The sequence below is a fragment of the Methylobacterium sp. J-090 genome, assembly GCF_022829345.1.
Lineage (GTDB): Bacteria > Pseudomonadota > Alphaproteobacteria > Rhizobiales > Beijerinckiaceae > Methylobacterium.
Genome location: NZ_JAKSXV010000108.1, coordinates 1 through 11632, shown reverse-complemented (window position 1 = coordinate 11632; position 11632 = coordinate 1). Strand labels below are relative to the sequence as shown.

The window sequence follows — 11632 nt, the reverse complement described above, 5'->3', positions numbered from 1 at the left end:
GAGCCCGGAGCCGAGATGCCCGCCCGTCACCGACACGGCCTCGATCATCTCCGCCCGCACGGCCTCCGCCACCGCCGGAAGATCGCTCTCCGGAAGAAGGCGAAGCGCGGACGTCTCGGACAGTCCGTCCAGAATCGAGGTGTTGGCTGAAGACACTGGCATTGACCCGTTGGTTGGCTGGTGACCGCTCGAACGGGCCTGCCCCTCGCCACGCACGGCGCCGGACCCCCTTCCCAACGGCTCGGTCCCTGGACTGAACCGGGACCCTTGAATCTGCACTTATAACGTCATTGCCCGGCTTTGCCACGCGTGGGGACGGAGCTGGGCAATGGCACCCCATGACAGGCGAAGCTGTCCGGCGTAAGGGCGGCAGTTAAGCGTCCGGTCGCCGCCGATCAACGGCGCATTCGATCTCAGTGGCCCGAAGGAAGGCAGACCATGCGCTCTCGTCCGTTGATTCGCCGCCTGCGTTCGATCTGCCTCTTCTTCACCGGTCTTGCCTTCGCCTGCGTATGTTCGGCAGGTGGCGCCGGCGCGGCGCAGACCGGGCACGCGAAAGCCGTCGACCGGACGGACTTCACGTCTGCGTGTTCGCATTCGCAACCGTGCCGGCGCCAGGCCGGTCCCGGCCCGGCCGACCGTGACGTGCATCCGTTCGAAGGCTCCCTCGGGCGCCCCTGCGCCTATCGCTGGCGCGAGACGCCGTCCGGCACCCGCAAGGTCCGGGTGTGCTACTGATTCGCGCTCTCGCACTCCTCGTCCTCCTCGCTGGGTCGGCGCGGGCGCAGACCTGTCCCGAGCACTTCGCGGATGGGCGCCGCCCCGACCTCGTCAATTCGAAGCTCGGGCGTGAAGCGACGCCGCTCTGCTACGATGCCTTCGCGCTGCTCTACTCCGCCGTGTCGCGCACACCGGTCTATGCCGCCGAGCACCTGACCCGACCGAGCGTGGCGGCGGCACGGCGCGTCGACCGCGTCGATGCCTTCCACGACGAGGAGGCCCTGCCCGTCGCCGACCGCGCTCGCCTGGAGGACTACGTCCACAGCGGGTTCGACCGCGGCCACATGGCGCCCGCCGGCGACATGCCGACGGGGGCGGCCCAGGCACAATCCTTCACCCTGGCCAACATCGTGCCGCAGGACCGGGCTGTGAATCGCGGCCTCTGGGCGGCCATCGAGGAAAGCGTGCGGCGCCTCGCCACCGCCCGCGGAACCCTCTTCGTCGTCACCGGCCCGGTCTATGCCGGCGACAGCGTGCGGGCGATCAACGGCAGGGTCCTGGTGCCGACGCAGCTGTTCAAGGCCCTCTACGACCCGGCCCGGGGCGAGGCGGGCGCCTACCTCGTGCCCAACCGCGACGACACCGAATGGCGCGCCGTGTCGCTGGCCGAACTGCGTGGCGTGGCCGGGATCGACGTGTTTCCGGGTCTCCCCGATTCGGTGAAGGCCCGGGTTATGGACCTGCCCGAGCCGCGCACCTATTCGCGGGGCGACGAGGCCGGCGCGCCCCCCCACGGGCGCAACCGCGAACCGGATTCGTTCGAGGCCTGGGCCAGGCACCAGATCCACCGCCTCGCCCGGCGCCTGTGGCGCGACCTGATGCGGGCGATCTTCTAGAAGGGACCACGCATGTCCGACACGACTCCTCCCGTGTTCCGGCCCTTCGCCGACGAGGCTGCCGTGCAGACCATCGGCGGCCTTTCCCTGGAGAACGGCCGCGACCGCATCGCCGTGCACGGCTCCCTCGACCTGACGCGGGATCGCGCCGGGCTGGAACGGGCACGCACCCTTCAGGCGGCGGTGAACGCCATCGTGGTGGCCCTGGCGCGGGCCGAGCTACCGGAAGCCGTCGCGGACATCGCGAAAAGCCACGAGACGGTGAAGAACCCCTTCGCCTGACGCCGCGCCGCCGCGCACCCGATCTTCTTGCCGGTCCGGCGCCGCCCTGATACTCCGGCGCAACACTCATCACGCGAAGCGATCGACCCGAAGCGGTTCGACGACGGCGAGGGCCGGACCGTCCGGCGACGGCGCACCATGCGAGGCCCGGCCGGCTCTCCTCTCGGGGCCGCCGCGGGGCCGCGCACCTCATCATTCGGCATCGGCCGTGCCCGCGAGGGCCCCGATCCCACAGTTCAAGGATACCGGCATGGCGCGCGAATTCATCTACCACATGAAGGGTCTGACCAAGACCTACACCGGCGGCAAGAAGATCCTCGATAACGTCAACCTGTCGTTCTACCCGGATGCCAAGATCGGCGTGCTCGGCATCAACGGCTCGGGCAAGTCGACCCTGCTGAAGATCATGGCCGGCATCGACACGGAATGGACCGGCGAGGGCTTCGTCGCGCAGGGTGCCCGCGTCGGCTACCTGCCGCAGGAGCCCCAGCTCGACCCGAACAAGTCGGTCCGCGAGAACGTCATGGAGGGGGTCGCCGAGAAGCAGGCGCTCCTCGACCGCTACAACGAACTCGCCATGAATTATTCCGAGGAGACGGCGGACGAGATGACCGCCCTCCAGGACAAGATCGAGGCCGGGAACCTCTGGGAGCTCGATTCGAAGGTCGATCAGGCCATGCTGGCGCTCGGCTGCCCCACCGACGAGATGCCCGTCGCCACCCTGTCCGGCGGCGAGCGCCGCCGCGTCGCCCTGTGCAAGCTCCTGCTGTGGGAGCCCGAACTGCTGCTCCTCGACGAGCCCACCAACCACCTCGACGCCGAGACGGTGAATTGGCTCGAAGGCCACCTCAAGCAGTATCCCGGCGCAATCCTGATCGTGACCCACGATCGCTACTTCCTCGACAACGTCACCGGCTGGATCCTCGAGCTCGACCGCACCCGGGGCTATCCCTACGAGGGCAACTACTCGGCCTGGCTCATCCAGAAGCAGAAGCGTCTCGCCCAGGAAGGCCGCGAGGACATGGCCCGCCAGCGCGCCATCAACCGCGAGCAGGAGTGGATCTCGGCCTCGCCGAAGGCCCGGCAGTCGAAGTCGAAGGCCCGCATCACCCGCTACGACGAGCTCGTGGCGAAACAGAACGACAAGATCGACGCCTCGGCGCAGATCGTCATCCCCATCGACGAGCGGCTCGGCAACAACGTCATCGAGTTCGACCACCTGAACAAGGCTTTCGGTGACCGCCTGCTCATCGAGGATTTGTCGTTCAAGCTGCCGCCGGGCGGCATCGTCGGCGTCATCGGCCCGAACGGCGCCGGCAAGACGACGCTGTTCAAGATGATCACCGGTTCCGAGAAGCCGGACGGCGGCACTATCTCGGTGGGCGAGACCGTGCACCTCGGCTACGTCGACCAGTCGCGCGACGCCCTCGATCCGGGCGCCACGGTCTGGCAGGAGGTCTCGGGCGGCAACGACATCATCTATTTCAACAAGCGCGAGATCAATTCCCGCGCCTACTGCGCCGCCTTCGCGTTCAAGGGCTCCGACCAGCAGAAGAAGGTCGGCACCCTGTCGGGCGGTGAGCGCAACCGCGTGCACCTCGCCCGCACCCTGAAAGGGGGCGCCAACGTGCTGCTGCTGGACGAGCCCACCAACGATCTCGACATGGAGACCCTGCGGGCCCTCGAAGAGGCGCTCGAGGATTACGCCGGCTGCGCGGTGATCATCAGCCACGATCGCTGGTTCCTCAACCGCATCGCCACCCACATCCTCGCCTTCGAGGGCGACAGCCACGTCGAGTGGTTCGAGGGCAATTTCTCGGATTACGAGGAAGACAAGAAGCGCCGCCTCGGCACCGATTCGCTGATGCCGAAGAAGCTGAAGTACAAGAAGTTCTCGCGGTAAATCGCGAACCGCACGCCAACCCCTCCCCCTTCGCGGGGGAGGGGAACGCGCACGATGCGTCCGTTCCAAAGCGGTGCGTGCGTCAGGCCCGCGCGCTCAGCGCCAGGGCCTCGCCGAGATCCCGCACATCCGTGAGCTTGCGCCCGCGCCGGCGCAGATCCGCCAGCAGGGCCCGGTCCGGGAACGGGCAATACGGCAGGGTGGCGGGCGTCTCGCCCTCGGGCAGCGTGCCGTCGGCCAGTTGCACCAGCACTCGATCGAGCAGCACCCGCCCATGCGCGTGCAGGATGACCGAGGCCCGCGTCGCCGTCGTGCCGACGGGTAAACTCACAGTCTCCTGCGAAAGAATCGCACCGGCATCGATGGTGACGGCGAGGCGATGCACCGTAACGCCGAAGGCGGGCTCGGGCTCGGCGAGGGCGTGAATGGTCGGCACCGGCCCGCGATGGCGCGGCAGCAGGCCCGGATGGACGTTGACGCCGCCGCGCGGCGCCAACGCCAGGGTCGCACCGGACAGGATCTGGTCGAAGTGGAAAGTGACGATCACGTCCGGCGTGTGGCGCGCGAACAGGGCCGCGACCGCCTCCCCGTTGACGTCGTCCACGCTCAGGGTCGGAATGCCGAGGCGGTGGCAGAGAGCCTTCAGCGGCGTCGCCGTGGCGGCATCCTTCGCGCCCGTAAAACGCCGGGTCAGCCCGGACAGGGGGGAGAGCAGGTCCGGCAGGCCGAAATTCACGCCGAGATAGGGCAGGATCGCCGGCCCGGAGCGGGCGAGGTGCCGCCGGACCTGTCCGACGAGCCCGCCCGAGCTCGGGCGCTCGGCATTGGACAGGCCGACGAAGGCGATGTCGTCGGCGTGCTCGGTGACGAAGCGGCGCACGGCCCGCGCGTTCGGCAGGGCCTCGAGGACGAAGAGGGCGAGGCGGGGGCGGCTCACCGGCCGGTCCGGATCTTGAACTTGAACCCGCTCATGCCGAGGCGCCGCAGGGATTCGGGCAGAAGGGCAGAGCCCCGCGCCAGGGCTGCGATGATCCACGGGAAGGCGACGATGTCCCGGTCGCGCGCCAACCCCCTGGCGATACGGGCGGCGGCGTCCGCCGCCTCGATCTCCATGGGACGCCAGCCCTGGTACTCGCCGCCCATGGCGGTGCGGACGTAGCCCGGCGTCACCACGTTCACCTTCACCCCGTGGGGCTTGAGCTTTTCGCGCAGCGCCAGTCCGTGGGCGAGGAGCGCGGCCTTGGTGCCGCTATAGGCCGGGGCGTCGGGGAGCGGCGCGAAGGCGGCGAGCGACGAGACCAGGGCGATCTGTCCGGCGCCCCGCGCGCGCATGAGATCGACGCAGGGGAGCGCGACGTTCAACGCCCCGTCGAGGTTCACCGCCACGGTCTCGAACGCCATGGCGGCGGTCTCGACATCGCCGCCGGGGTCGCCGCCATTGATGGCCGCGTTGACGATGACGAGGTCGAGGGGGTGGGCGGCGTGCGTGGCGCCGAGCCAGGCGGCGATTCCGGCCCGGTCGCGCACGTCGAGGCGCTCGGTCTCGACCTGCGCGCCCCTGGCGCGGCAGGATTCGGCCACGGCGTCCAGGCGCGCGCCGTCGCGGCCGTGCAGGACGAGGGTGGTCCCGGACGTCGCGTAATGGCGGGCGAGCGCGGCGCCGATGCCGCTCGACGCGCCGGTGATCAGGATGACGGGCATCGGCTCTGTCGGTTTTCGGGAATGATCGTGAACCGGCCCGTCAGTAGACCGGCGCGAGGTCCTGCGCGTCGTCGGTCTCGGCACGACCGGCCTGGGCGGCAGCCAAAGCCGCGGCCGGCAGGGTCGCCTCCAGGCGCGGGATGGTGCCGGCCACGGCCCGGGCGATGGCTTCCCGCGAGAAGAAGCCGCCATTGACCTGGGTGCGGTGCAGGACGACCCGGCGGAAGTCCCGCATCAGGTCGGCATCCGGCGCAATGGGAGCGGTCCAGAACGTGTTGAGGCCGCCCTGATGGGTGAGTCCGGGCAGGTTGTAGATCGCCTCGCCGGTGGCGAGCGTCGGGCAACCGAGTTCGAGGGACAGCATGCCGACGGTGCTGTTGACGAGGACGACGCCGCGGCTGCCGGTGATCAGGCTCGGCAGGTCGCCTCCGTCGATCATGTCGAGGCGATCGTTGACCCCGTGGCGCTTGGCCGAGTGCCGGGCATACTTGCGCCAGTTGATGAGGCCGCTGTCGAGGGGATGGAGCTTGATCAGCAGGCGCGTCGGCGCCTCCGAATGGGCGGCGAAGGACGCGATCACCCGGTCCATGAACGCCTCGACCCCGAGGAAGGGGGAGTGGACGCGGATCTGGTAGTCGCTGTCGAGTTGCAGCGGAAGCAGGAAGTAATCGACGCCCACCGCCGTGTAGGCCTCGTTGAGCCGGGCCGCCTCGCGCCGCGTATGGGCGCGGCGGGCGAACTTCTTGATCCAGCCGGCATACTCCACGGCGATGTGGTTGGGCCGGTGGCTGCGGAAATGCGGGAAGAAGTACGGGAAGCCGAAATTGGCGATGTTGTAGGCCACATCCCACAGGCTGCGCCGGGCCATGTCGCCACTCGACGGCATGGCACGCCCCGGCTGCGGCAGGCGCCGCGCCACGGCCCGGATCGCGTCGGCGGTCCTGGGCAGGGACGAGTGGCCGTTCACGCCGCCGAGTTCGCAGGTGATCCAGTTCGGCCGGAGATAGCCTTCCTCGAACACGTGCAGGCGCACGCCCGAGGGCTCGGCCGCGGCGCGCGCGGCGACGTGGTAGGGTCGGCAATCGCCGAACAGCACGATGTCGGTGACCCCGTGGCGGGCGATGTAGTCGGCGACGTAGGCACCCCAGTGCTCGAACGACCCACGATAATTGTCGGCCGGCAGGCGCCAGAAAAGCCAGTCCCCGGAGGAGAAGTTAATCCGCCGGACCCGGTGGCCGCGCTCCTCGAGGCTGCGCCCGAGATCGGAGAAGAACGGGGAGGCGACGCCCTGCAGGAACAGGAACGTGGCGGGTCCGTCGCGATGCGCGGGGGCGCGGGGTTGCAGCATTCCGAGGCGCGGGGTCCTGTGAGCCCGGTGGGAACGGGCGAATGTCACGGTTGACGAGGTTGCATAGCCGTTGAAAGGCAGCAATCTTAAGGCATGGTTGTGCCCAGTGAATTTTAATCCCTGTGTCCCGCCGGCCACGTAGGGTGCGGGCCGGTATTCGAACCGGACGAGTCATGGCGCGCCGTAAGGTTTGCGCGCGCGCAAGGGCATCCGCTCGTGCGGAAAACCCGTTCCCATTTTTCGGCCCGATGCTCTAGAGCCTCCAGCACCGGGCCGGACGCGGCGGCCCTCCCGTGTTGATCGAACCCTGCATGCGCCCGAGCCCGCCGCTCTCCCTGTTGTCCACCGGCCGGACCATCCGGGCTCTCAAGTCGCAGATCGAGGCGGCGACGGGCGGCGCGTTCGTGCCGCCGTTCCGGTCCGGCGCCGCTGCTGTCTGGGGCGGGGACGGTTTCACCGCCAAAACCCTCCGCCGCCTCGGGCGGCCGGTGCTCACGGTGGCACCGGGACCGGTCCTGAGCCCCTACGACTCGCCCGCGACCGGCCTGGCGAGCCTGCGCCTGACCCTCGGCGGCGTGCCGATGGGCGGCGCCTCCGCCGATCCCGCCCTGGCCGGCCGGCTGGCGGGTCTGCGCCTGCACGGCCGCAACCGGTTTCCGGCGGGCCCTGGCGGTGCCCCAGCCGAGGGCGATCACCGGCCGCACGGCGCCCCCTCCTGCGAGGAGAGGGCGCCGGTTGCGCTTCACGCCGACGCCAGGGCCCGTTCAACGGATGGTCCACCGACGTTGCAATCGTGTGAGGCCGATCGGGCGGCAGGGCCGGACTTGATCCTCCTCGACGCCGCGGCCACCCCGACCGGCAACCGGGCCTTCATCGCGCGGGTGCTGGCGCGTCACCCGGAGACGGATTTCACGGTCGGCAGCCCGGAGGGATGTTCGGAACTCGGCCTCGCCTCGCCACGCCTGCGCGTTCTGGCCGAACCCATCGACCCCTGGGCCGTGTGCGCCCACGCCGCGCGGGTCTTCGTCTCGGACGCGGCGAGCGCCTGCACGGCACGCCTTTCCGGCGCGGCGGCGGTCGAGGCCGATGGGCCGGCGTCCCTCGAGGACGCCTATGGCGTCGGCCTCCACTGGTTCGATCCCTGGACCCGGGCGCCCATCGCCCGGGAGGAGTGCCTCGAAAAAGTCGCGTGGCTGCGGGCACGCTTCCGCGACAACGACCGGCCGACGGTGCTCGTCGGCATCTCGCGCTGGAAGCGCCCCGGCCTCGACGCGTTCACCACCGGCCCGTTCGGGCCACCGATCCACGCCATGGCTGCCGAGGAAGCGGTCCGCCTCGCGCCCCCCGGTGCGCGGGTTCTCGCCTGGGCGACGCGGATGCCCGAGCGCCTGGAAGCCCTGTGCCGGGAGGCCGACCTGCCCCTGTCGCGGGTCGAGGACGGATTTTTGCGATCCGTCGGACTCGGCGCCAGCCTCCAGCCCGGCGCCTCCATCGTGGTCGATGATTCCGGCATCTACTACGATCCGCGCCGGGACAGCCGGCTCGCGCGCATCCTGAAGACCGCCGCCTTCCCACCCGGCCTCGTGGCACGGGCCGAAGCCCTGCGCCGCCTCGTCGTCGAACGGCGCCTGACGAAGTACAATGTCGGCCTCGCGGACGAATCCGGCGCCTGGCCGACGGACCGCCGCATCGTCCTCGTGCCGGGGCAGGTGGAGGACGACGCCTCCGTGCGGCACGGCTCGCCCGTGGTGCGCTCCAACCGCGCCCTGCTGGAGGCGGCCCGCGTCCGCAACCCCGACGCCTTCCTGCTCTACAAGCCGCACCCCGACGTCGAGGCCGGCTTCCGTCCGGGCAAGATTCCGGAGGCCGAGGCCCTGTCGCTGGCCGACCGCATCGTCGGCGGCCTCTCCATCGTCGACCTCCTCGACCGGGCGCATCACGTCGAGACCATGACGTCGCTCGCCGGGTTCGAGGCCCTGATCCGGGGCCTCACCGTGGCGGTCCACGGTCGCCCGTTCTATTCCGGCTGGGGCCTGACCGAGGATCTCGCACCGAACGCCGATCGCGGGCGCCGCCTCGCCCTCGACGAACTCGTGGCCGGGACCCTGCTGCTCTATCCGCTCTACCTCGACCCCGTGGCGATGAAGCCGTGCTCGGCCGAGCAGCTCCTGGACCGCCTGAGCGAGGAGCGCGATGCCGCCGCGCCCTCCGCGCTCGCGCTCAGCCGGCGCACGCTCCTGACCATGCGGGCGCGCTACGCCGTCCTCAACCCCATCGTCCGGCTGCTCCGAGCCCGGCGGGGGGTTGGACCGGGGGCGCAGGACGCCCCTCCGACCATCGCGCCTTCGGATCGTCGAACCTCAGACAAGGCGGACCCGGCTTGATCCTCACGGCCCTCGTCACCGCCCTCGTCCTCAGCCTCGCCATCGAGGCGTTCGAGGGGCGCGGCGTGCGGCCCATCGGCCGGCGCCCGGGCGACCTCGCCGTGCGGCTCGTCGCCTACGCGCTCCTGGCCGCGTTCTGGTTCGTTTTCTCGTGGCGCCCGTGGCTCGCCGCCTTCTCCTGCGTGCTTACGGTGGCGATCCTCGCGGTGGTGAGCCGGCTGAAGCGCGGCGTCATCGGCGAGCCCCTGGTGTTCAGCGATTTCGCCCTCCTGCGTCAGGTGCCGCGCCACCCGGAACTCTACTACACCCGACCCCTGACCGACCCGCGGATGGCCGGCCCGATCCTGGTGAGTTTTTGCGCCGTCGCTCTCTGGTACCGGGTCGAGCCGGCCGCCCTGCCGCCCGAGCCCAGCGTCGCGGTGGTCGCGGTCATCGCCCTGCCGTTGGCCCTCTGGACCCTGACGCGGCTCGCCGGACACGGCAGTCTCGGCCGCTGGCTCGCCGCGCGCTTCCCCGCCCCGGCCCTGGAAGCGGATGTAGCCCGCTACGGCCTGCCGGCGACGATCCTCGCCTATGCGGCGCGCTGGCGGAGCCTGCGGTCGCCGGGCGATTGGTCGCCGCCGCAATCCTGCGTGCCGTTGGAGGCGCCGGACCGCGTCATCGTCGTGGTCCAGCTCGAATCCTTCGTCGATCCCGTGCGCCTCGGCGGCCCGGCTCTTCCGGTGATGGAGATCCTGCGCACCCGCGCGACCCAGTACGGCCGCCTGCGGGTGCCGGCCCACGGGGCCTACACCATGCGGACGGAGCACGCGGTGCTCACCGGAAGCCCCCCCGAAAATCTCGGCTTCGGCGTGTTCGATCCCTATCTCGCGCAGGGCGGCGACGAGCCGACGAGCCTGGCCCGGCTCGCTCGGCGGGCCGGCTTCGAGACCGTGTTCGTCCACCCGTTCCACCGCGACTTCTTCAACCGCGCGGCGGTGGTGGCACGCCTCGGCTTCAGCCGCCTCGTCATGGAAGAGGCGTTCGCCGGCGCGCCCCGCATCGGGCCGTATGTCGGCGACGTGGCCCTGGCCGAGCGGGTCCTGGCGGAGATCCGGGCGCGCACGGCACCGCTGTTCCTGTTCTGCGTCACCATGGAGAACCATGGGCCGTGGAAGCCGGGACGCCTGCCCGGCCTCGACGATCCGCACGCACAGTACCTTCACCACGTCGCCCATACGGGCGCGGCCGTGGAAAGGCTCATCGCCGGCCTGGAAGGATTACCCGCGACGCTCTGCGTGTTCGGCGACCATGCTCCGTCCCTGCCGAACTGCCGGCCCGGTTTCGGCGGGACGGCGACGGATTACGCGGTTCTGCGTTTCGGGGCCGCGGCAGCGGCTCCGGTCCGGGTCGATCTCACCGCCGATGCCCTCGGGCGGCAGCTGCGCGCCGAGGTCTGCGCCGCCCAAGCGTGACCGTGCCACCGTCATGACGCATTGTAGGCCGAGGTGTCCGGGCCGGCTGGAAATCCAGCCTCGCGCAACAACGATCCGTTAAGCTTATGGCAGCGTTTGGCCCATAGGGATGACGGGTTGCCCGCGAACGTGCCGTCGGGTTCGACATCCCGACGAACCGCTGCCGGTCGCACCGTCGCGAAACGGGCGGCACCGCCGGACTGCGCTTCGCGCGAAACCCGGCCTGGAGAAATTGAATGGTTCGCACAGCGGCTCTCGCGGCCCTGACGGCATGCCTCGTGTCCGGTTGTTCCTCGATCCTCCCGGGTGCGGGTCCGACGACGGGCGCCATCGTGGACGGGGCCGACGTGTCGACGAGCGAGGGCACCTTCGCGCGCTACGAGATCGTCGATCTCACCGCCGCCACCGTCGAGGCCCTGCGCGGACGGCCGCTGGACAGCCTGCTCGCCTCCTTCGGCGACCACCGGCCCTCCCTGGAGCCCGTCATCGGGGTCGGCGATTTCGTCGCCGTCTCCGTCTGGGAGGCCGGCTCCGGCGGCCTGTTCTCCGGGCCGCTCGCCGCCGACCGCTTCTCCGCCGGCTCCAAATCCGCCCTCATCCCCGAGCAGGTGGTCTCGCGCGACGGCGCCATCTCGGTGCCGTATGCCGGGCGCATCCAGGTGGCCGGCCGCCGGCCCCAGGACGTCCAGGCCCTCATCGAGACCGAACTCGCCGGCAAGGCGATCCAGCCCCAGGTCCTCGTCTCCGTCACGCGGCCGATCTCGCAATCCGTCACCGTCTCGGGCGAGGCCGTGAGCGGTGCCCGCGTGCCCCTGTCCGGCAAGGGCGACCGCCTCCTCGACGTCGTCGCCACCGCCGGCGGCGTGAAGGCGCCCGTCAACGAGACCTTCGTCCGGCTCTCGCGCGGCAACCTCACCGCCACGGTGCCGCTCACCACCATCGTC

11 protein-coding genes are annotated in these 11632 nt (G+C 70.5%); 7 read left to right on the top strand and 4 right to left on the bottom strand.

All coding sequences use genetic code 11. The annotated features are described in order from the left end of the window. The coding region (locus MKK49_RS23205; RefSeq protein WP_244032356.1) for a 1-deoxy-D-xylulose-5-phosphate synthase N-terminal domain-containing protein at positions 1 to 162 on the bottom strand (162 nt) is incomplete at its 3' end. A gap of 276 nt (positions 163 to 438) precedes the next feature. Here MKK49_RS23205 and MKK49_RS23200 point away from each other — a divergent pair. The 4 genes from MKK49_RS23200 (at position 439) to ettA (ending at position 3801) form a co-directional block, all read left to right on the top strand. Then, a complete protein-coding gene (locus MKK49_RS23200; RefSeq protein WP_244032348.1) occupies positions 439 to 738 on the top strand; it encodes a hypothetical protein in 300 nt (99 codons plus the stop codon). Then, a complete protein-coding gene (locus MKK49_RS23195; RefSeq protein ID WP_409565127.1) occupies positions 729 to 1616 on the top strand; it encodes a DNA/RNA non-specific endonuclease in 888 nt (295 codons plus the stop codon). The genes MKK49_RS23200 and MKK49_RS23195 overlap by 10 nt, the downstream gene beginning before the upstream one ends. Before the next feature lie 12 nt (positions 1617 to 1628). Then, positions 1629 to 1898, top strand: coding sequence for a hypothetical protein (locus tag MKK49_RS23190; RefSeq protein ID WP_244032344.1), 270 nt, complete (start codon positions 1629 to 1631; stop codon positions 1896 to 1898). 250 nt (positions 1899 to 2148) lie between these two features. Continuing rightward, positions 2149 to 3801, top strand: coding sequence for an energy-dependent translational throttle protein EttA (ettA, locus tag MKK49_RS23185; protein WP_056094285.1), 1653 nt, complete (start codon positions 2149 to 2151; stop codon positions 3799 to 3801). An 82-nt stretch (positions 3802 to 3883) separates the two neighbouring features. Here the strand turns inward: ettA and MKK49_RS23180 are convergent, their stop codons facing one another. From MKK49_RS23180 to MKK49_RS23170, 3 genes are read right to left on the bottom strand one after another with little or no spacing between them, the layout of a single operon-like run. Then, positions 3884 to 4738 (bottom strand): formyltransferase family protein, encoded by an 855-nt coding sequence (locus tag MKK49_RS23180; protein ID WP_244032342.1) that lies wholly within the window; start codon positions 4736 to 4738, stop codon positions 3884 to 3886. After that, positions 4735 to 5502, bottom strand: coding sequence for an SDR family NAD(P)-dependent oxidoreductase (locus tag MKK49_RS23175; RefSeq protein ID WP_244032341.1), 768 nt, complete (start codon positions 5500 to 5502; stop codon positions 4735 to 4737). Before MKK49_RS23175 ends, MKK49_RS23180 begins: the two co-directional genes overlap by 4 nt. 40 nt (positions 5503 to 5542) lie before the next feature. After that, positions 5543 to 6850, bottom strand: a complete 1308-nt coding sequence (locus tag MKK49_RS23170; protein ID WP_244032340.1) for a capsule biosynthesis protein — start codon at positions 6848 to 6850, stop codon at positions 5543 to 5545. A 785-nt stretch (positions 6851 to 7635) separates the two neighbouring features. On the opposite strand from MKK49_RS23170, the gene MKK49_RS23165 reads away from it, so the two are divergent. From MKK49_RS23165 to MKK49_RS23155, 3 genes are all read left to right on the top strand, one after another. Beyond that, entirely contained in the window at positions 7636 to 9234 is a 1599-nt protein-coding gene (locus MKK49_RS23165; RefSeq protein ID WP_409565128.1) for a capsular biosynthesis protein, read from the top strand. Then, a complete protein-coding gene (locus MKK49_RS23160) occupies positions 9231 to 10688 on the top strand; it encodes a sulfatase-like hydrolase/transferase (protein ID WP_279595735.1) in 1458 nt (485 codons plus the stop codon). The genes MKK49_RS23165 and MKK49_RS23160 overlap by 4 nt, the downstream gene beginning before the upstream one ends. Positions 10689 to 10924: 236 nt before the next feature. Continuing rightward, the coding region (locus MKK49_RS23155) for a polysaccharide biosynthesis/export family protein (protein ID WP_244032338.1) at positions 10925 to 11632 on the top strand (708 nt) is incomplete at its 3' end.

What these genes read in the sequence shown, in the direction of transcription:
- ettA (WP_056094285.1), top strand. Translation starts at nt 2,149, where the DNA reads ATGGCGCGCGAATTCATCTACCACATGAAGGGTCTGACCAAGACCTAC.
- MKK49_RS23190 (WP_244032344.1), top strand. Translation starts at nt 1,629, where the DNA reads ATGTCCGACACGACTCCTCCCGTGTTCCGGCCCTTCGCCGACGAGGCT.
- MKK49_RS23175 (WP_244032341.1), bottom strand. Translation starts at nt 5,502, where the DNA reads ATGCCCGTCATCCTGATCACCGGCGCGTCGAGCGGCATCGGCGCCGCG.
- MKK49_RS23200 (WP_244032348.1), top strand. Translation starts at nt 439, where the DNA reads ATGCGCTCTCGTCCGTTGATTCGCCGCCTGCGTTCGATCTGCCTCTTC.
- MKK49_RS23170 (WP_244032340.1), bottom strand. Translation starts at nt 6,850, where the DNA reads ATGCTGCAACCCCGCGCCCCCGCGCATCGCGACGGACCCGCCACGTTC.